General features: G+C 39.4%; 17 protein-coding genes. All 17 read right to left on the reverse strand.

All coding sequences use genetic code 11. The features are described 5' to 3' along the window. Nucleotides 1-94: 94 nt before the first annotated feature. Nucleotides 95-733, reverse strand: coding sequence for a CPBP family intramembrane metalloprotease (locus tag PCY10_RS07335; protein WP_117276392.1), 639 nt, complete (start codon nt 731-733; stop codon nt 95-97). Nucleotides 734-986: 253 nt separating this feature from the next. Then, nucleotides 987-2,846 (reverse strand): proline--tRNA ligase, encoded by a 1,860-nt coding sequence (locus tag PCY10_RS07340; protein WP_021003244.1) that lies wholly within the window; start codon nt 2,844-2,846, stop codon nt 987-989. A 33-nt stretch (nt 2,847-2,879) separates the two neighbouring features. Continuing rightward, a complete protein-coding gene (gene rseP, locus PCY10_RS07345) occupies nt 2,880-4,151 on the reverse strand; it encodes an RIP metalloprotease RseP (protein ID WP_021003245.1) in 1,272 nt (423 codons plus the stop codon). Nucleotides 4,152-4,302: 151 nt separating this feature from the next. Further along, nucleotides 4,303-5,106: a phosphatidate cytidylyltransferase gene (locus PCY10_RS07350; protein ID WP_020999184.1), complete on the reverse strand. Its 804-nt coding sequence runs from the start codon at nt 5,104-5,106 to the stop codon at nt 4,303-4,305. An 8-nt stretch (nt 5,107-5,114) separates the two neighbouring features. Then, a complete protein-coding gene (locus PCY10_RS07355) occupies nt 5,115-5,864 on the reverse strand; it encodes an isoprenyl transferase (protein ID WP_003074042.1) in 750 nt (249 codons plus the stop codon). 467 nt (nt 5,865-6,331) lie between these two features. After that, nucleotides 6,332-6,670, reverse strand: a complete 339-nt coding sequence (yajC, locus tag PCY10_RS07360; protein WP_003074039.1) for a preprotein translocase subunit YajC — start codon at nt 6,668-6,670, stop codon at nt 6,332-6,334. Between the two features lie 676 nt (nt 6,671-7,346). Beyond that, entirely contained in the window at nt 7,347-9,323 is a 1,977-nt protein-coding gene (tkt, locus tag PCY10_RS07365; RefSeq protein ID WP_301558960.1) for a transketolase, read from the reverse strand. 140 nt (nt 9,324-9,463) lie between these two features. Next, a complete protein-coding gene (ulaG, locus tag PCY10_RS07370; protein WP_021003247.1) occupies nt 9,464-10,555 on the reverse strand; it encodes an L-ascorbate 6-phosphate lactonase in 1,092 nt (363 codons plus the stop codon). 161 nt (nt 10,556-10,716) lie between these two features. After that, nucleotides 10,717-12,387, reverse strand: a complete 1,671-nt coding sequence (locus PCY10_RS07375; RefSeq protein ID WP_021003248.1) for a transcription antiterminator — start codon at nt 12,385-12,387, stop codon at nt 10,717-10,719. A gap of 203 nt (nt 12,388-12,590) precedes the next feature. After that, nucleotides 12,591-13,298 (reverse strand): L-ribulose-5-phosphate 4-epimerase, encoded by a 708-nt coding sequence (locus PCY10_RS07380; RefSeq protein WP_003075831.1) that lies wholly within the window; start codon nt 13,296-13,298, stop codon nt 12,591-12,593. Nucleotides 13,299-13,300: 2 nt separating this feature from the next. Next, nucleotides 13,301-14,164: an L-ribulose-5-phosphate 3-epimerase gene (locus PCY10_RS07385; protein WP_009569485.1), complete on the reverse strand. Its 864-nt coding sequence runs from the start codon at nt 14,162-14,164 to the stop codon at nt 13,301-13,303. A gap of 5 nt (nt 14,165-14,169) precedes the next feature. Then, a complete protein-coding gene (locus PCY10_RS07390) occupies nt 14,170-14,835 on the reverse strand; it encodes a 3-keto-L-gulonate-6-phosphate decarboxylase UlaD (RefSeq protein ID WP_301558961.1) in 666 nt (221 codons plus the stop codon). A 45-nt stretch (nt 14,836-14,880) separates the two neighbouring features. Then, a complete protein-coding gene (locus tag PCY10_RS07395) occupies nt 14,881-15,366 on the reverse strand; it encodes a PTS sugar transporter subunit IIA (RefSeq protein ID WP_003074024.1) in 486 nt (161 codons plus the stop codon). A gap of 201 nt (nt 15,367-15,567) precedes the next feature. Further along, nucleotides 15,568-15,849: a PTS sugar transporter subunit IIB gene (locus PCY10_RS07400; protein WP_003074022.1), complete on the reverse strand. Its 282-nt coding sequence runs from the start codon at nt 15,847-15,849 to the stop codon at nt 15,568-15,570. A 30-nt stretch (nt 15,850-15,879) separates the two neighbouring features. Continuing rightward, the gene (locus tag PCY10_RS07405; protein WP_009569486.1) at nt 15,880-17,340 is read right to left on the reverse strand and encodes a PTS ascorbate transporter subunit IIC; all 1,461 of its coding nucleotides are present in this window, start codon (nt 17,338-17,340) and stop codon (nt 15,880-15,882) included. Nucleotides 17,341-17,507: 167 nt separating this feature from the next. Next, entirely contained in the window at nt 17,508-19,637 is a 2,130-nt protein-coding gene (locus tag PCY10_RS07410) for an AAA family ATPase (protein WP_021003252.1), read from the reverse strand. Between the two features lie 418 nt (nt 19,638-20,055). Beyond that, complete coding sequence (gene glmS, locus PCY10_RS07415; RefSeq protein WP_301558962.1) at nt 20,056-21,870, reverse strand: glutamine--fructose-6-phosphate transaminase (isomerizing); 1,815 nt, start codon at nt 21,868-21,870, stop codon at nt 20,056-20,058. Nucleotides 21,871-22,055 lie beyond the last annotated feature (185 nt).

Here is a 22,055-nt window from a genome sequence, read left to right on the forward strand (position 1 = left end):
ATTGTAGAAAATAAGACGCTAGCTCTAATATTCTACCGCCTCATCATTTTTAACCCACGAAAATCATTGATATACTTAGTGAATGGCAAAAAAATTACCAAAAAAAGAGTAAGAAAAAAAGAGAAAAACTATTGCGCACTAAATGACTGAAAATGGAAAATTCCAAACGAAGAAGTGATTTGGGAATAAAGAGTGAAAGCAAACATCCTAAGCCCGTATAAATGATAAAACAAGTTAAGCCTGCTGGATTTCTTAGAATAATCAACAACAAACTTCCTATCACAAAACTCGTTTGTGCGTGTCCTTTTGAAACTAAAAGATGAATAAGAGTCGATCGCACTTCAGGCGCAAGGGCTACAACATCAATCCCCAACAGGAAAAGAGAAGAGTGGATGAAAAGATCTAAAAGTAATTGCTGACTGGCTGAAACTTCTACCAATCCTTCTACAATCATCAGATAAGCCCCTATCGCATTGATAAGTACCATCATGAAATACGATAATCGCAGTAAAGACCAGCAACGGGTAGTGAATAGTTCTGTTTTAAAGTCTGTTAATTCTCTGGAAAAATAGCGAAAATAAAATAAGCCACAAAAAAATAGAATGAACAAAAATACAAAACTTGACTGCTGAAATGATAACGTTTTGGGAAAAGGTATCGTCAACAATACCAACACAATTTGTATCAGAACAATCAGCAAACTCATTTGAAGAATATTTTTTATGTTTCTCATTTTAACTCCTTTCTTTACCTTCTAGTATAAAAAATTTTTATGCCTTCATCAGAGAAAGCCCTAAACAGTCATCTTTTACACCTAAAGAGAAGAAAACAAAGTAAATCATCTTTCCTTTAACCGTCGTTCGTTATCCCACAATAAGAAGCCGAAGCAAAATGCCTACTTAAAAAACAGGAAAATCTCTTTTGGAACACTCCAATTGCGATTTTCCTGTTTTTAAATTCCAATTCATCTCTCGTTTTAGATGTCTTTAATTATTTTTCTTCGTTAAGATTTCCAGTGTTTCAAGGAGATTTTCCACATTCACTTCAATCGTATCGCCAGTTGCTTTAATTTTGACTTCAACGATTCCATCTGCTGCTTTTTTTCCGACCGTTACACGAATTGGCAGACCAATCAAGTCACTATCACTAAATTTCACACCGGCACGTTCCTTACGGTCATCTGTCAAGACTTCGTAGCCAGCATTGACCAACTCTGTTTCTAGTTGGGCGGTCAACGCAAGAGCTTCCTCATCTTTGACATTTATAGGGATTAAATGCACATCAAATGGTGCCAATTCTTTAGGGAAATTGATCCCCCAAGCATAGCGATAATCCCCTTTAGGGGTCTTATTGACAAAGAGACGTGCGTGTTGCTCCATAACCGCTGATAAGAGGCGACTAACTCCAATGCCGTAGCAGCCCATTACAACAGGAACTGCCCGACCATTTTCATCTAAAACAGTCGCATTCATACTTTCTGAGTAACGAGTGCCCAACTTAAAAATATGTCCGATTTCAATACCACGTGCAAATTTCAAAATTCCCTGTCCATCAGGTGAAATTTCTCCTTCCTGCACTTCACGAATATCCACATATTCTGCTAGGAAGTCTCTACCTGGATTGACACCAGTCAAATGATAACCGTCTTCATTGGCACCAACTACTGCATTGTGGATATCTTCCACTTTTCGGTCTGCAATGATTTGAATATCTTCTGGGAGATGAACTGGACCGAGTGAGCCAAAGTTTGCTCCAAATAACTCACGAACCTCGTCTTCACTTGCTGGTTCAAAGAAATCAGCCCCTAAATAATTTTTCAGTTTCACTTCATTCAATTGATCATTTCCAACAAGCAGAGCCACAATCGGTTTTTCATCAGCAATATAAACCAACGTTTTGATTGTCTGGCTTTCATCCATATGAAGAAAGGCAGCAACTTCATCAATCGACTTGCAATCTGGAGTCTCTACACGAGTCAATTCGTCTTCGGTCACAACACGATTGCTTGGTTTGTATTCATTTGTTGCCATTTCAAGATTTGCAGCATAACCTGACTCACTCGAATAAACAACAGTATCCTCACCAGACACTAACCAGCCTGTCAATTCTTCCTTGATAGCTTCTTGTACGTCTGCTGGAATCTCATCAAAGCTAGAGACCGACTTGTCCAAGACAACCCAGCGAGTAAGATCTGTACGATCGGGTGTAATCGCCATAAATTCTTGGCTATCTTTCCCACCCATAGCACCACCATCACCAATAATCCCTTTGAAATCAATCTCACTTCGTGTAAAAATATTCTCGTAAGCAGTCTTATACGCATCATAAGTCACATCCAAACTATCGTAATTGGCATGGAAACTATAACCATCTTTCATGATAAATTCACGTGTCCGTAATAATCCGTTTCGAGGACGCTTTTCATCACGATATTTTGCTTGAATCTGATAAAGATTGAGCGGTAATTGCTTATAAGATTTTACAGAATCTCGCACAATTGCGGTGAATGTTTCTTCATGAGTTGGTCCCAAGATAAAATCTGAACCCTCACGATTTTTTAATTTATAGAGGTCCTCACCATAGGTATCGTACCGGCCTGATTCACGCCAAAGATCAGCACTAAGGAGGGCTGGCGCCAGCATTTCTACCGCACCGATTTTTTCAAATTCTTCGCGCATGATTTTCTTTGCTTTTTCAATCACCTGATTGGCCAACGGCAAATAAGAATAGACACCTGCTGATATTTGACGGACATAACCCGCGCGCAATAGTAAGGCATGACTGATTACTTGAGCATCACTAGGCATTTCGCGTAGCGTTGGGATTAACATTTTACTTTGTTTCATAAATTCTTCCTTTTGTTATTTTAGAATGGCTGTTTAAAAAAAGGTTCGCATAATATCATTCCACGTGACTGCAATTAACAGCACCACCATAACAGCAACACCTGCTAAAGTGACATAGGTTTCTGTCTCCTGCTTTAATGGTTTGCGACGAATGGCTTCAAGAAGGTTGAGAACAATCTTTCCACCATCAAGTGCGGGAATAGGAATGAGATTAAAAATACCGATGTTTAGAGAAAGCATAGCCAATAGAGCGATAACACTTTCAAGCCCACCTTTGGCAGCATCACTACTAGCTTTGTAAATGGCCACAGGCCCCCCCAATTTATTGATATCTGGGTGGAAAATCAAATTTTTCAAAGCTGCAAAGATGCGGAAGCTAGCATTCCAAGCCATGCTAAACCCACCTGCGATCATCGATGGAAGATCCGACTTCAAGCCTGGCATTACTCCTAATAAATATCTGCCTTGCTCTTTTTTGGGCTTAACTGTAAGCTTTTGAATTTTATTTCCACTTTTAACAGTTATGGTTAGTTCTGCCTGTCCTTTGCTAGCTTTCGTCTCAGACTGAACAGCTTGAGTCAAATCTGACCAATTCTTGATCTCTGCTTGACCAACTTTTAAAATTTGGTCATTATTTTTTACACCGGCTTGAGCTAGGGCACTACCCTGTAAAATCCGAACATGGTTTGTATGTTGATCTGCAACACCACCCTGCATAAAAATCAACAGCAAAAAAGCTACAATCCCCAAAATGAAATTGTTCATTGGTCCCGCAAAGTTGGTAATGAGACGACCACCTAAACTAGCATTTTGATATTGAACATCGAGCGGAGCAATGCGTATTTCTGTTCCATCTTCTTCTACGATGGTTGCATCATGGTCGACTGCATAAGTCTTCTGCTCATCTAGAACCAGACCCGTAATTTCAAGTCTATTTTCCAAATCAAAACTCGTCACATTCATCGGTAAGGCCGTCTGATCGATTTTCTTGCCTGAAAGATTAATCCGGATAACCTTTCCTGCTTCATTCAAAGATAAACTAGCAGGTGTGCCTGTTTTAATCTCAGTTGAGTCTTCACCCCAGCCAGCCATACGGACATATCCACCAAGCGGTAACATCCGAATAGTATATGCTGTCCCATCTTTGCCAATATGAGCAAAAATTTTCGGACCCATTCCAATGGAAAACTCGCGCACCAAAATGCCTGATTTTTTCGCAAAATAGAAATGCCCAAATTCATGAACAACAACGATTATTCCAAAAATAATGATAAAGGTAACGATTCCTATAATACCTGCTTGCATTACACCAACCTTTCTACTTTCTCATGGTAAGGATTTCACTTAGTCTATATAGATAACCTAAAGCAAGAATAACTCAATTTGCTTAAGGTTTACTTACACTATACATTTACAAAAGAATTTCCATTTCTGGAAATTCTTTTCGCCTTTCTCATTAGAACAATCCAAAGAAATGCATCAAAGGAAAGACAAATAACATACTATCAAAACGGTCTAAAACGCCACCATGCCCTGGGATAAATTTACCTGAATCTTTAACGTCAAAGTGGCGTTTAATCGCACTTTCTACCAAATCGCCAAATTGGCCTGCGATACTAAAGAATACAGCCAAAAGAAGCATGACTGGCAAATGATAAGGTGCAGCAACATTTTTATCAAATAACATAAAGATAACTGTCACTAAAACTGCTGAAACTACTCCTCCTATGCTGCCTTCTACAGTCTTATTTGGTGAAACACGAGGAGCTAAACGACGAACACCATATCTTCGCCCTACCAAGTAGGCTCCACTATCGGTTGCCCAGACAATAAACAAGGCTAGCAACACTTTGTCAAAACCTGCGACACGCGCATCTAGCAAGGCATTGAAGCCAATTCCAACATAAAAACTAGCAGCAATCGGATAAGCCGCATCTTCGAAACTGTAATTTTTCCCTAAAACAGTCGCACCCAATAAGACAAAAACAACCAATCCATAAGCCACAACATTCCCGTCTACTGGCAAAAATTTTAGATAATTTTCAAGCGGAATCGTCAGCACAAAAGCTGCCAACATGGCTAAGATGCCTTCTAGAGTAGTTGTCTTAAGCCCTTTCATTTGCAGTAATTCATGAACACCTAGCATAGCTAAAAGTCCCATCCCAATTTGCAGAAGAGGTCCTCCCATCATCAAAATCGGAATGAAAATAGCAAGTGCCATGCCTCCAAATATCACACGTCTTTGTAAATCTTTATCCATAAATTCTCCTACACACCACCAAATCGACGATTTCGTTTACTATATTCCTTAATAGCTGCTTTCAATGCTTTTTCATCAAAATCTGGCCATAAAGTATCTGTAAAATACAGCTCACTGTACGCACTTTGCCAAGGCAGGAAATTACTCAAACGTAATTCCCCACTCGTCCGAATGACCAAATCCGGATCACGCAACAAACGAGGTAGATTGCTGGTTTGTAAGTAGTTGGCAATCATTTCCTCATCAATCTCTCCTGGACTGAATTTGGCATCTAGCACATCTTGAGCAATCATCTTAACAGCTTGAATAATCTCAGCACGTCCACCATAATTTAAAGCAAAATTAAGAATTAACCCCGTATTGAGTTGTGTCAGCTCTTCTGCTTTGCATAGAGCTTCATAAGTTGCCTTAGGCAAACGCTCCGTATCCCCTATCATTTGAATTTTTACATTATTTCGATGTAACTCAGGCACATAACGATCGTAAAATTCAACTGGCAAGTTCATGATGAAGCTGACTTCTTTTTCAGGGCGCGACCAATTTTCCGTAGAGAAAGCGTAGACTGTCAATACTTGAACACCTAATTCCTTGGCTGCAATAGTAACATTTTGCAGGGTTTCCATTCCAGATTTATGTCCAAAAATACGTGGCTGCATGCGCTTTTTAGCCCAACGACCATTCCCGTCCATAATGATACCGATATGTCTTGGTATTTGTAACGGTATTTCTATTTTTTCTTTTTTCTTAAAACTAAACATGTACTTGTTTTCCTAATAAAGTTTTACAGTTCATTATATCATAAATCCTCTAAAAATGGGATTTATGCTAGTTTTTCAAGTAAAAAAAGAAATTGGATAAACAAAAAGTTTTATTCCAACTTCCTATTCACATCATGTTGCGATAGATAAAAAGGTTATCCATGTAAAACCATACTCTGCCAAGGAAATATTTAACAATTAACAAATGCTTCGTCAAAAATAAGTAAATTGTGCTGATTACATGGTTCAAAAGACAAATCAGTTGTCCCCTACTACCAAATAACCAAAGCATTTTCAGTCTGATTGTATAAAATGTCTCGTGGATAAGAATCATTTATACTTGTACACTATCTATTTCATTGGACTAGTATAAACTCACAATTAACCAAGCGTTTAATAAAGGAGTTTTTCAAATAAAAGTAAAAAAGAACTGGAGTTCCAATTCTTTTTGCCTATTTAAACCAACACTATTCTTCTTCGATAGCTGTATCTTCTGACATCTCAACACTTCCGTCTGCACCGGCAACTGCTGTGATTCCTTCCGTCAGCGGCAACACCGTCTTAATCGCTGTTAATTCAAATGTCAAGTAAACACCATCTACATCAAGGACAACTGTTTTCTTTTCAGTATCGACTTCATCAACCGTACCATACAAACCACCAATTGTAATGACTTCATATCCCTTTTGTAATTTATTCAAGCTTTCCATCCGTTTATCTGCTTGTTTCTTTTGAGAACGTTGCATGAAGAACATCAAGCCCATCATGACAACCAACATAATTAAAATTGAAAAACCGTTACCCATTTTAGTCTCCTTTAGATTTCATATATTATCTACTATAGCAGATTCCTAGAGAATTTACAAGGAGAGGATTAAATTTCTAAAAGGATTTCTATTGAAGCAAAGCTAGTAGCAACTTCTTTTGATAACGTGCTTTGCTTTTTCAAAAACGTAGAAAGTCAGTATAAGTAATCTTAAGCATTGCGGTATGAACAAAGAGATGAAAATCAACAGTCAAGTTTGGATTAACCTCCTCATTCACAATCAGCTTCGCTGTATTTCTCTTAGCAAAAAAGAACCCCAGAATGTGTGACTGCTCTTGAATCCAGCTACAAAAGTTCCTCCTTGTTATGAGTAAAAGATAGCCACCTTTCTTCTAAAACTTCTGCCGAATGCTTCATGCCTGTCGTTTTTTTATCCCTCAAACTAACTAAATAAAATTGATGTTTGTTCTATTTTTAAAAAAAGATTTTTGGCCTGTTGCCCTAGTAGTACAATATTTTTTCAACAACCTCAAGAACGGTAGAACGAGGGAGATTCAAATGGACATAGGAAATTTAATTCCATCAACAGACGAGAAAGCATATATTTTTTTGTATCTTCACACCCTCAAAATATACTTTTCGAGTTTCATTATAGCGTTTCTAGTTAGAAAAACCGAGGCTTGAGATATTGCCTCGGTTTTTTCTCTTTATCACCATTATTTCAAGTTTTTCACAACTTCTGCGATATGATCAACGGTGAAACCATATTCTTTAAGCACTTTAGCAGCTGGGGCAGAAGCGCCAAATTTGTCAATACCAATCACAGCTCCATCAAGTCCAACATATTTGTACCAAGACTGACTTGCAGCCATTTCAATGGCGACACGGCGGCGGACTGCATTTGGTAGAATTTCTTCTTTGTAGGCAGCATCTTGTGCATCAAAGATATCTGTTGATGGTACGCTGACAACACGAATCTTTTCTCCTTTAGCCTCCAACTCTTTTGCAGCCGCTACAGCTAAATTAACTTCAGAACCAGATGCCAGAAGAATTGTATCAAAACCATTTGCTGTTTCATATACCACATAAGCTCCTTTAGCCACCTTGTCAAAGTCAGTTCCAGCTTCAACTGTCAAGTTTTGACGTGTGAGAACCAAAGCTGTTGGAGTTGTTTGACTCTTCAGCGCCAAGTACCAAGCAGCCTGTGTTTCACGTGCATCTGCTGGGCGCAAGATATTGAGGTTTGGAATTGCACGAAGACCTGCTAAGTGCTCAATTGGTTCATGAGTTGGACCATCCTCACCAACTGCAATTGAATCATGTGTAAAGACATAGGTTACAGGCAAGCCTTGAAGAGCTGATAAACGAATAGCCGCTTTGACATAATCTGAGAACACAAAGAATGTACCACCATAAACACGAAGTCCCCCGTGAAGTGCCATACCATTCAGAATCGTTCCCATAGCAAATTCACGTACACCGAATTGAATGTTGCGGTTAAGGCGGTGGGCATCATCTTGCAAGCCATCTTCTTTGATATAGGTCATATTAGAATGAGCTAGGTCAGCAGAGCCACCAAGGAATGTTGGAAGTACTTTTGCTGCCGCATTTAAAGCATCTTGGCTAGAATTACGAGTAGCTTGTGAGAAACCTGTTTCTACTACTGGGAAATCTTCTGGCTTGATCTCAACTGGATCTTGTCCCGCAATAACAGCAGCTACTTCATCAGCTAAGTCAGGATAGGCTTGTTTGTATGCTTCAACAAGTTTTACCCAAGCATCATAAGCAGCTTTCCCACGTTCAGCAACATTGACCCGATAATCTTCGTAGACTTCTTCAGGAATTTCAAACGGTTCGTAATCCCAAGTAAGAGCTTTACGAGTAGCGGCTACTTCTTCTGCACCAAGAGGAGCTCCATGAACGGCATTAGTCCCTTGTTTGTTTGGTGAACCATAACCAATCACTGTTTTCACTTCAATTAAGGACGGTTTGCCAGAAACTTTTGCAGCTTCAATCGCTGCATTGATCGCTTCTAAGTCTGTGCCATCTTTGACCAAATCTGTGTGCCAACCATAAGCATTATAACGCGCCCGAACACTTTCTGTAAAGGAATCCTTGGTTTCTCCATCCAGATTAATATCGTTGGAGTCATAGAGAACGATGAGCTTGTCTAGCTTTTGGAGTCCAGCATAAGAAGCTGCTTCAGCAGATACACCTTCCATCAAATCCCCATCACCACAGATTACATACGTATAGTGGTCAAAGAGGTTATACCCTTCACGATTATACTTAGTCGCTAGGAAACGTTCTGCTTGTGCAAAACCAGTTGCCATAGAAATTCCTTGACCAAGTGGCCCAGTTGTCGCATCTACACCAGCAGTATGTCCAAATTCGGGATGCCCAGGCGTTTTAGAACCCCATTGACGGAAGTTCTTGAGTTCTTCCATTGTGACATCTTGAAAACCAGACAAATGGAGAAGGGCATAGAGTAACATAGAGCCGTGACCAGCCGATAAAACAAACCGATCGCGATTAATCCAATTTGGCACTTCTGGATTGATGCGCATTTGCTTGGTAAACAAGTCATAAGCCATCGGAGCCGCGCCCATGACAACACCTGGGTGACCAGATTTTGATTTTTCAATGGCATCAATTCCTAAAAAACGAATGGCATTGACAGATAAATTTGACATTGAATTCTCCTTTTTATATAAGCACTTATCTTCAACAAAGATAAGCTATTAATCATTTGGAAAACGATAACATTCCATCTTCTATTATATGAAAATTATCCGTATATCGCAACGCATACGGATAATTTCGAGTTAACATTTTATAATAAGGCCTTAAATTGAATATTTGAATCATGCTCGAAGCAATCATCAAAGCCACGTGGGTGATGGTATTCAATCCTGTCTTTGTCTTGCGGATAGGTATATTTACCACCAACTTCCCAGATGAATGGGTGGAATTGATATTGGAGGCGCTCTTTGCGCATCTTCCACAAGGCTAAAATCTCGTCCGTTGAAGCCATGAAGTTAGACCAGATATCATAATGAACTGGAATAATAACTTTGGCACGAAGATTTTCAGCCATACGAAGCAAATCAATCGAAGTCATCTTATCTTGAATACCGATTGGGTTATCACCGTAGTTATTAATAGCCACATCAATCTTGAAATCTTTTCCGTGTTTGGCAAAATAATTTGAGAAGTGCGAATCTGCACCATGATAAATTGTACCACCTGGCGTTTCAAAGATATAATTGACTGCTTTACGTGCCATTTCTTCATCTGTTACAGGCAGACCTTTCAGTTCACCATCTTGGGCATCAGCACCATCAACTGGAAGTGTTACCAAGCAAGTCCGGTCGAAAGATTCCACAGCCGATACTTTAATATCTTTAAACTTAAAACTTTCGCCGGGTTTAATCACGATGATACGTTCTTCTGGAACACCCCATTTTTTCCAGATTTCGCCACATTCATAAGGTCCGACAAATTTAACATGATTCAATTTCGGATTGTTGACAATCGCTGCTGCAGTATTGACATCAATATGGTCACTGTGAAAATGCGATACCAGATAATAGTCCAACTCATTAATCATAAATGGATCAATCACCATTGGCTGCACGCGTAAGTTTGGTTGCAATTTACGTACGCCTGCCATATTTGCCATTTGGTGCCCCCGCACCATATCTTTTACTTTCTTTGTTGATTTTCCGCGGTTAGACCAAAGATCCATAACCACATTAGCACCACCTGGTGTCTTAATCCAAACACCACAATTCCCTAACCACCACATAGCAAAGTTACCCTCAGGCACGACTTCCTCTTCAATTTCTTCATTGAGCCAGGTGCCCCATTCTGGGAAAGTGGATAAAATCCAAGATTCTCTTGTAATTTCTTTTACATTTGGCATGATTGTTCCTCCTCAAGATAATGTTATATTTCTATTTTTAGTATAATCTGCTCTAAGAGAGAAAAAAAGACCAAATAAAACACAAGGCTGTGTTCAAGATTGGACTATTTTTAGTACTTAAAAAAGCCGGGAATTCTATCCCTAGCTAGTCATCCATTCTTTCATTCTTCCGTTGAAGTTGATAATAATTCTTCATTTACAAGTTTTTGAATTTTATTTTTCAGCTCTTGTGTCCGAGCTGAATCTTTGATGTAAGACGCTAAAAGGTGCTCTAACTCTTGACTAAATCGTACTCCTTTAGTTGAAAGAGTTTGATCTTTGACAAAAGAAGTAATATTTAATACATCTTCATAATCCAAAATAGGCTGAACTTGTATCGTTGGTAAAGTGGTTTCCAGCCCATCATTTGTCGTAATCAATAAGTCCACATCTAAAATATCTTCCACACTCTTGAATTGTTCCGTCGTAAAAACAGCACCTAAATTTTCATTTGGTAAATGATACAAGCACTGTTTGAGTAGCAATTTCTGCACAGCTACTCCTTCATCGCAGACTAAATAAATCCGTTTGGCATCTTGTTTTTCAGCACGATTGTGTTTTAAGAACCCACCCATGTGCAAGGCAAGGTAAGCAACTTCATCATCAGTTAATGAAATAAGCCAAGCTTCCTCTAGAATCACGGAACAGGACTTAGTGACTGCAAACAAATCTGCATATTTTTCCTTGATCTGTCTTGTCAATGGATTTTTAGACAGAATGCCGTAGGTTTTACGAAATAGTAGAGCTTTGCAATGCGTCAACAAATTCCGCAACAAATCTTCTTTATTTTCAATTTCAAAGTTCGAACTAACTTCAAAACGCCAGATAAACTCATCAATCGCTTCTTTTAATTGGACAAAATCTTGACTGGTTGCATGAATATCCCGATCTTTCCGGTAAGAAAGCAAAAGAACAGTTAAGAGTGAAATCTCAATATCATTTAGTTTCAAGCCAAATGTCGCCCCTAAATTGTTATTCAAATGTTTAGCTGCTTGATATTCAATCCGCTTGCGAATCAAGGTAAACTCACGCTTCAAATCTTCCTGTTCTTCCTCACCTAAAGCCATATTTCGACAACTCAACAGAAGATATGGCAAGACTTGCAACATAAATTTGATTTCATGGCGATTGATTTTCTTACCCAAATCTTGCTCTACATCTTGTACCCTTTGGTTAAGAAAGTCTTGTAAATCATCCGACAGAAGAATTTCATCACCAACAAAATTCCTTATCTTCTTTGTTAAAATCGTAACAAAACTATGATTTCCCTCTGCAAAAATGTGATACAAGAGAGAATGTACATATTGGATTTTATTGAGCGGATGACATTTCAAAAGATATCCTTGCGCTTTTGTGGATGTAAGGTTGACTTGATACTGCTCTGAAGCTAACTGATTGCGGATTTCGTTCAAATCATTAAGAACGGTATTCCGAGACACCTCGGTCAATTCCATCAGTTGTTCAATGGTGACACGCTTGTTTGCAACACAAATATACAGAACGGTCAACTGCATGCGCTCGGTCATGCTCATGACATAACTATAAGAATCGACTCCTTCCAGCAAGGATTGGCATAATTCCTTTTGCTGTGCAGTTAACACAATCCCAACTCTCGGACGACTGCTAATCATTTCACCAACCTCTGCCAAAGCGTCATTGATTTTTTCCAAATGATAATAAATCTTCCTCCGCGATTGATTGGTTGCCCGTGAAATCGTCATAATCGTTTCTGGCTCTTTCAACTGAATGAGGTATCTTAGTAAGTCACAACTTGTTTGGTCCAATAATATCATCATTTACTCCTTGAAAGGGATTGTAAATTATTATAACATCTTTTCACACATCTTCCTACGCAATTGAAACACCTCGTTATTATTTGGCTATCTTGAGTTTTTACGGAGACAAAATGAGAAAAGGAAGGTGTGGAACTGACCAGCATGACACTTTGCAATCATGGTGATCGTTCCACTCCTTAAGATATTTCTTATCATTGTTCTTACTTTTTCTGTCCATAGTAAGCGTTTGGACCATGTTTACGCAAGTAATGTTTATCCATAATGTATTTTGGTGCTGGTTCGACACGTGGATTGATTTGTTCTGTGAGACGATTCATTTTCGCTACTTCTTCAAGCACAACTGCATGATAAACAGCCTGTTCTGGATTTTTACCCCAAGTAAATGGTCCGTGATTGCGAACGACAATACCAGGAACGGCTACTGGATCCAATCCACGATTGGTAAATTCTTCAATAATAACTGTCCCAGTTTCTTTTTCATAGGCAGTATCAACTTCAGCTGCTGTCAAGGAACGTGCGCAAGGTACCGGACCATAGAAATAGTCTGCGTGTGTTGTTCCATAGAAAGGAATATCGCGCCCAGCTTGCGCCCAACCAACAGCTTCTGTTGAATGCGTATGAACAATACCCCCAACTTCCGGCCAAGCCTTATAAAGCTCAACATGTGTTGGTAAATCCGAAGATGGATTGAGATCACCTTCGACAATATTTCCATCCAAGTCCGTTACCACCATATTTTCAGGTGTCAATTTGTCATAGTCAACACCAGAAGGTTTAATAACAATAAGCCCTGCTTCACGGTCAACTTCGGAAACATTCCCCCAAGTAAATTTGACGAGTCCATGTACTGGCAGTGATTTATTAGCATCACAGACACGTTGGCGCATTTCTGATAATAATTTTGCCATTTCTATTTTAACCCCGCTTTCTCCATTAAAGGATAGAGGAACTCTTGTGCTTCTTTAATGGCCGCACGCGTTTCTTCTACCGTTTCACAATTTTCAGACCACATTTCAATTAAAAATGGACCATTATAATTTGTTTTCTTCAAAACATCAAACATGGCTTCCCAATCGACACAGCCCTGACCAAATGGCACATCACGAAATTGACCTTTTGAACTTTCTGTGACAGCATAAGTATCTTTTAAGTGAATAGCTGCGATAGATTTGTGCCCAATGTAGAATTCACTCCAGAGATCATTGCCCCAAGCTGAGACATTTCCTGTATCAGGATAGACAAAAAGATAAGGAGAGTCAATTTCTTTTTCGACAGCTAGATATTTTTCAATCGAATTGATGAAAGGATCATCCATGATTTCAATTGATAAGATAACTTGCGCTTCTTCAGCCCAAGTACAGGCCTGACGTAAATTTTTAAGGAAGCGTGCACGTGTTTTAGGAGACTTCTCTTCGTAGTAAACATCGTAGCCAGCCAGCTGGATATTACGAATACCAATGTCCTGTGCAAACTCGATACATTTTTCCATCATTTCAAGAGCACGCGCTTCTTTTTCAGGATCGTTGGATCCCAGTGGATAACGGCGATGTCCGCTAAAAGTAATGGTGGGAATCCGCACCCCTGTCTCAAAAATTGCTTTAACCAGTTCTAGACGTTCTTCCTTGGACCAGTCCAAACGTGCCAAACGCTCATCACTCTCATCAATGGATAATTCCACAAAATCAAAACCAAGTTCCTTGGCAAAGTTTAATCGTTCCAGCCACGTAAAATGTTTAGGCGTTGCCTTTTCATAAATACCAATTGGACGTGCCATAGATTCTACCCCCAGATCCGTTTGATTTCATCTTTAAATGCACGTGCTGCCCCAGCAGGATTTTCTGCTTCCGTAATCCCACGTCCTGCGATAAAGGTGAAAACATCCACTCCTTCAAAGAGTTTCAAAGTATCAACACTAAGTCCACCAGTTACAGACACACGGAAGCCCATTTCAATGAGTTTTTTAACCTTGTTAAGGTCTTTTTCACCCCACGTTTCACCTGCAAGTAGAGCGTCACGTGATTGGTGATAAATAGCTTGAGAAATACCAGCATCAAGCCATTGCTGTGCTTGCTCAAAAGTCCAATCTCCATAGAGTTCTACTTGAATTTCGCCACGGTTACTACGTTCTTCTTTAATAGCTTTAAGAGCTGCTTTCATGGTAGGAATCGTAGCACAACAGATACAAGTCATCCAGTCAGCACCGCGTACGGCATTATTTTTAGCAACTGTCCCACCAGCATCAGCACATTTCGTATCGGCAACGATAATTTTATCTGGAAAAAGACTGCGTAAGACTTCTACCAACTCGCTACCCACCTGCAAGAGACAAACTGTCCCTGCTTCAATGACATCTACTTCATGGCCAACTGACACAGCCGCTTTAATGGCTCCTTGCAAATCAGAATGATCCAGTGCTACTTGTAAATTCGGTAATCGTTTTGTCATAATTTTTCTCTTTCTATTTTCTAATGGCTTAAATCAAACCAGTTACTAACTATCTAAATCTAATCCTTCTAAATATGGACTATTTTTTGATTCATCAATCATGGCGAACACTTCTTCCTCACTTTTACAGGCCTCTAGTCGCGCGATTGAATTTTCTAATTCAAACAAGGCAATAATCTGCGGAATAGCCACGCTAGTATGGATTTGTGAACTAGTTGCTGCAAGAGCCAACAAGACACTCACCCCTTTCCCATCCGAGAAAGTTACAGGCTCCTTCAACGTCACCAAAGAGAACGCATCTCTTTGAACACCAGCTTCTGGTCGTGCATGCGGCATAGCCATACCTGGCATCAATATATAATAAGGACCGTACCCTTCTGTCGATTCGATGATAGCATCATAATATTCAGGCTTAACAGCTCCGCTTTCAATTAACGGGTCAACAGCAAGTTTGACCGCTTCTTGCCAAGTTGAAGCCGAAAGACCTAAACGAATGGAGTTGTTTTCAATCAATGCTTGCTTTAAATTCATTGCTTCTTCCTTTCGTAGAAAATGGGAACTTCAAACAGACTGCAAAGTAGAAAGCTAGCGCTAATAAAAGAGCACCCTAACTCCCATTTTTCTACGTTTTTAGTCCCACATATCTTTTTTAAGTGAATGAGGCTTGGACAATTGTCCAAAGCCTCTATATCAATTTCTTAAGCGATGAGACTGAGATAAATCTCAGCCACATCATTCCAGTACCTGTGATAGTTTTTCAGTAATTTCTTTATCGTCCATCAAATTATCTAGACCAATCAATTGACCGTTTGTCCGCCCATCCAATTCATGAATCAGATGCAGAGAAGCGATGACGATATCATAACCTGAAGCAAGGCTTTTTGCTTCACCTACACTGCATGAATTGACAGTAAAATCTGTTTGCCCCAGTTTACGTAGAGCATTTTCTACTTTCATCTTAATCACCATAGATGAACCCATGCCATTTCCGCATGCTGTTAATACCTTAACCATATTATTTTCCTCCGTTAATTAAATCTATTTTTATTCTTCTTCCGCTTGGACATCACCACGGTAGTATGCTTCCTTGTCTTTTGCTTTGGCAAATTGCAACTGCGGAATAATCAGCAAGAATACACAAACAAGAATGTAACCTACAATGCCAAGATATTTGAAAAGATAACCAAAACCAAGCCAAGGGAATTCAAAGTCAATATTTCCATGGTAACCACCGTAAGAAGCCAGACCGAGAAGTGCCACACAGAGAGCACCAAGCGCTACTTGCAATACACCTGAAATAAAGGACAGGATAACCGCCGCTTTCCAGCCGCCGCGCTTATCTGCATAAACTGCAATCGCTGCATTATCAAAGAATACTGGAACAAAACCAGTGATAATCAGAATTGGATTCTTAAAGATAATTAAGAGCATAATGGTAATCAATTGACCAATTAAGCCAAAAGCAAATCCTGAAAGCACCGCATTTGGTGAACCAAAACCATAAGAAGCTGCAACGTCCACAGCCGGGAATGAACCAGGAAGCAATTTGTTAGAGATACCTTGGAAGGCATTCGTCAATTCTGCTACAAACATTCGCACCCCTTGCATCAAGACAAAGAGATAAACTGAGAAAGTAAAGGCTGTTTGAATGATATACATGAAAAAATCTTGCTTAGCAGGGTTGTAAACTGTACCTGATGTAATGACTTTTGCATTGGACATGATATCTGGCCCCAAGATTAGGAGGATTGATCCAAAGAAGACTAGCATCAAAGTTGCAGATGCAACCACTGTATCATGGAAAATAGACAGGAATTTTGGTAATTTCAAGTTATCAAGATTTTCTTCCTTCTTACCAAACTTACCTGCAACTTTATCCACAAACCAAATCGCAAATTGTTGTTGGTGACCAATCGCAAAACCGCCACCACCCGTTAAACGTTGTGTTGCTTCCACCGTCATATTGGAACTGACAGCCCAGTAAAGTCCACAGATAACACCGATTGCCAGCACACCCCAACTATTGCGCAATTGAGGAACAAGGAGAAGAACCATCAATGAAACAGTCGCTGCCTGCTGTACCATGATATGACCTGTAATGAACAGCGTCCGCACTTTTGTAATTTTCCGAAGAGCAACGAGCAGAATATTGACACCAAAACCAATCAACAGCGCCGTTGTTGCTGCTCCAACAAAGTTTGGAAATTCCTCTGCAATCTTTGTATTTGCCGCTGTTAATCCAAAGTAAGGGTCAATTACCGCTGCACCAATCTTAAACTTAAAGTTCAGAGCCGCTAAAATCGGACGGAAAGTTGTTACCAAACCTCCAGCCCCAACGTTCAGCAGCATATAACCAACTGTTGCTTTGATGAAACCGGCATAGACATCATGCGCTGGTTTTTTCAACAGAGCATAGCCAATTAGAACTAAAAGACCTACAAAGAAGGCCGGATTCTGCAAAATGTTTTGCGAGAACCAGTTCAGAATGTTTAAAATGATGTTCATTTTAACTCTCCTTTTTTCTATTTTATTTGTTCTTTCTAACTCTATTATAAAAGATGTAAGCGGTAACAAAAAGACCAAGAATTACACAAGCAACTGTTCACTCTTGGACCTGAAAATTAAGCACACTTAAAAAACGCCGGAAATCCGCTCCGGCGTTACCCTTCTGTTTATTTTTTCGTTTGATGCTCTTTCGCTTCTTCGATAACTAATTCATCATCTTTCAAATATGCAAGAAGATGTTTCGCATCTAAATGATCAAGATGATAGTCTGTTACCTTATCACGGATTTGTTGCTCAATCACACGACGAAGCGGACGAACACCCATAACTTCATCATATCCCTCTTCTGCTAGATAATGTTTGGCCGCATCTGTTACTGTTAGCATAATGTCTTTCTTAGCAAGTGTTTGGTTGACCTCATCCAACATCAAGTCGACGATTTCGGCTAAATCTTCTTTACCAAGATGAGAGAATTCAATGACTGCATTGAAGCGATTCAAGAATTCTGGGCGGAAGTATGGTTTTAAGCGATCCATAATCTTCCTATCCTTTTCCTCATCACCAGTAAAGCTTTCATACCCAAATCCAGCATTTGATGTAGCAATAATAACTGTGTTCTTAAAGTTGACAGTATTTCCTTGTCCATCTGTCAGACGTCCATCGTCCAAAACTTGTAGTAACAATGTGATGACTTGTGGATCGGCTTTTTCAATTTCGTCCAGCAAGATGATAGAGTAAGGATTCCGACGAACACGTTCTGTCAACGTGTTGCTATTGTCATCATACCCCACATAACCAGCTGTTGTACCAATCAATTTCGACACAGCTGTGCGGTCAGAGTATTCAGACATGTCCAAACGGATAATGGCTTCTTTAGTACCAAACATATCAAGCGCTAATTGCTTCGCTAGCTCTGTTTTTCCAACACCAGTTGGGCCAACAAAGAGAAAGCTACCAATCGGACGATTTCCTTCATCAAAACCTGCACGATTCCGACGAATAGCGCGCGCCACTGCTTCAACTGCTTCGTTTTGTCCAATGACTTTTGTCTTCAATCGCGCATTCATCTCTTTCAACCGTTCAATATCACTAGTCCCCATTTGGGAAACAGGAATGCCCGTCATACGTTCTACAGATTCTGCTACATCATTGACAGTTGCAGTTACTTTCATGTCTTCCGTATGATTTTCAATCTTTTTTTCTAGCTCTTCAATACGCATCTTGGCATTCAAAGCAGTTTCAAAGTCTTCTTTTTCAACCGCAGCTTCTTGCTTTTTCTTTTGCTCCGCAATTTCACGTTCTACTGTATGCACATCTGTAACAGGATGTTGAGCTGCTAAATGAGCCGCTGTCACATCCACCAGGTCAATCGCTTTATCTGGCAAGCTGCGTTGCGGAATGTATTGAATAGAGAAATCCACGGCAGCTTTTAACACGTCATCTGGCAAGATGACATTGTGGTGTTTTTCGTATAAATCACGAATTCCTTGCAAAATCTTGTAAGTATCTTCTGCAGATGGGGCATTGACTTTTACTTCATTGAAGCGACGAGCTAGAGCTGCATTCTTCAAAATGGTATTTCGATATTCATCCTGAGTCGTCGCACCAATAACTGTCAGTTCACCACGAGATAAAGCCGGTTTCAAAATATCTGCTAGACCTTTTGATCCACTATCACCGCCTGTGCTTCCAGCGCCCAGAATTTGATGAATTTCATCAAAGAAGAGAATGATATTGCCAGCCTCTTTCACTTCAGATACTAAATTTTGAATATTTTCTTCAAAACTACCACGATACTGTGTCCCTGCTTCTAAACCAGAAATATCAATAGAAACAATCTCTTTATTCTTAATGGCTGCAGGAACATCTCCATTAACAATCGCTTGCGCTAAACCTTCGACAACTGCAGTCTTACCAACTCCAGCGTCTCCGACTAATACTGGATTGTTTTTCGTCCGCCGAGAAAGAATTTCAGCCGTTTCTTGAATTTCCTTATTGCGTCCAATAACAGGATCTAACATATCTTGACGTGCTTCTTCTGTCAAATTACGCCCTAACTTCATTAAAATACCATCTTGTTTAAGCTCACCTGCTTGTCCTTGCATTTGTGATGCCTGACCTTCCGCTACTTGCTTCGGTAATTTACCTGTTGCACGATATTGTGCAAATTCTTCTGGTGTCACTTCACGTCCATTGATAAGATAACGCCGATTTTCGCTGTTAAAACCACCCATTCTTCCCATCAATTGATTGAAAAGATCATCCATATTATCAAAGTTGTTATAATTATTATTCATATCTGCACCTCGCTTATGTTTTACATAATTTTTGAAACTGCTTAAAATATAAGACAAAGTGAGCAACTCTATCTTTTGGATTTATATTTATCAAAGGCAGTTTAATAGTTTACATAATTTTTATTGTCTCCCAAAATAGAGATGAAATTCTTTTAGCAAAATACCTCTAGAAATTCATCTTGTTTTGGCGAGTGTAACGGATTTTGTCTCTTTCCGTTTACAATTGTAATTATACAGTATTCCAAACAAAAAGTCAATAGATTTTTGTAAAAAATTACATAATTTTTGATATTTTGAACTATAATCTTAATAATAGTTTTTCTAATTTCATTTTCCACAATTTCACCAAAATTAACTTTTTAACTTTATGTCAATACTACAAAAAATCATCAAGTACTGTACTTGATGATTCTTTTCTCTATTCTACGGTAACAGACTTAGCTAAGTTCCGTGGTTTATCCACATCTAGTCCGCGTTGTAGTGTAGCAAAATAAGCTATCAATTGCGTTGGAACAACCATAGAAATCGGTGACAAATATGGATGAACAGACATCAAAATAATATCGTCTCCTTCTTTTGCTACATTTTCTTCTACAATGGTCAAGACATTTGCACCACGCGCCCCAACTTCTGATACATTCCCACGAGTATGCCGAGCCAATTGCTCATCAGAAGAAATCAAGGCCAGCACTGGTGTGCCATCTTCGATCAAAGAAATCGTACCATGTTTTAATTCTCCTGCAGCAAATCCTTCACACTGAATATAGGAAATTTCTTTTAACTTTAGACTAGCCTCCATGGCAACATAATAATCTTGACCACGCCCGATATAAAAAGCATTACGTGTGGTAGCAAGTAAAGCACGCACTTTGTCATCAATACTATCCTTTTCAGATAGCGTAGCCTCAATAGCTTGCGCTACAATGGATAATTCGTGTACTAAATCAAATTGCTTTGCTTTTTCATTGCCGTTGGCATCTCCAACTGCTTTTGCTAGAAAAGCCAGAGTCGCAATCTGTGCCGTATAAGCCTTAGTTGAAGCAACAGCAATTTCTGGTCCAGCATGCAGCAACATTGTATGAGTCGCTTCACGAGACAAAGTGGAGCCTGGTACATTGGTTACAGTCAAGCTTGGGATTCCCATAGCATTCGCTTTGACCAAAACCTGACGGCTATCAGCTGTTTCACCAGATTGGCTAATCAGGATAAACATTGGTTTCTTGCTCAGTAATGGCCATCTGTAGCCCCATTCTGAAGAAATCCCTAATTCTACAGGTGTGTCCGTCAATTCTTCTAGCATCCGCTTGGTTGCAAATCCAGCATGATAAGAAGTTCCAGCCGCTAAAATATACAAGCGATCAGCCTCTTGAACAGCGTTTATAATAGCTGGATTGACAACTACTTGATCATTATCGTCTGTATATGCTTGAATCAACTTACGCATCACTGTTGGCTGCTCATCAATTTCTTTCAACATATAGTAAGGATAGGTTCCCTTACCGATGTCGGACAAATCAAGCTCTGCCGTGTAACTTTCACGCTCAATAACATGACCATCATAATCTTGTACTTGAACACTGTCTTTTGTCACAATGACCAATTCTTTATCATGGATTTCCATGAATTCACTTGTTTCACGAATCATTGCCATAGCATCTGAGCAGACCATATTATAGCCTTCTCCTAAGCCAATCAAAAGAGGTGATTTATTTTTGGCAACATAAACTGTATCCGCATCTTCTGCATCCATTAAAGCAAAAGCATAGGAACCCTCAATGATGTGCAGTGCTTTTTTAAACGCATCTAATACTGTGAATCCGTCTTCCTCAATGAATTTTCCAATCAAGTGAACAGCAATTTCTGTATCTGTTTGACCTTTCAAATCATGTCCAGCAAGATACGTATTCTTAATATCTAGGTAATTTTCGATGACGCCATTATGCACTAAAACAAAGCGCCCAGTTTGAGAAGTATGCGGATGCGCGTTACTTTCACTTGGTTTTCCGTGCGTTGCCCAACGCGTATGCCCAATACCAGCTGTTCCAGAGACATCAATACCGATTTTTGAGTGAAGGTCAGCAATACGACCAACCGATTTGACTAAGCTGGATGTTTTTCCATTTGTCACAAAGATTCCCGCTGAATCATAGCCACGATATTCTAATTTTTCTAAACCTTGCATTAAAATATCTGTTGCATTCCGATTTCCAACTACTCCGACAATTCCACACATACTAATACTTATAACAATTAAAAATTGCTATATCCTCCTTTATTCTATAAATTGGTATAGGCTAATATAAGCTATACAAAACAAGCTAAGTCAGTATATACTTTTATTGTGAATTTGTCAACAACAGAATTGGTATAGTTCAAAAAAGAAGGGCGGTACAACCAAAAGGCTTCAAAAGCAAATTT

This window comes from Streptococcus sp. SI1 (assembly GCF_030439945.1).
Taxonomy (GTDB): Bacteria; Bacillota; Bacilli; order Lactobacillales; family Streptococcaceae; genus Streptococcus; species Streptococcus intermedius.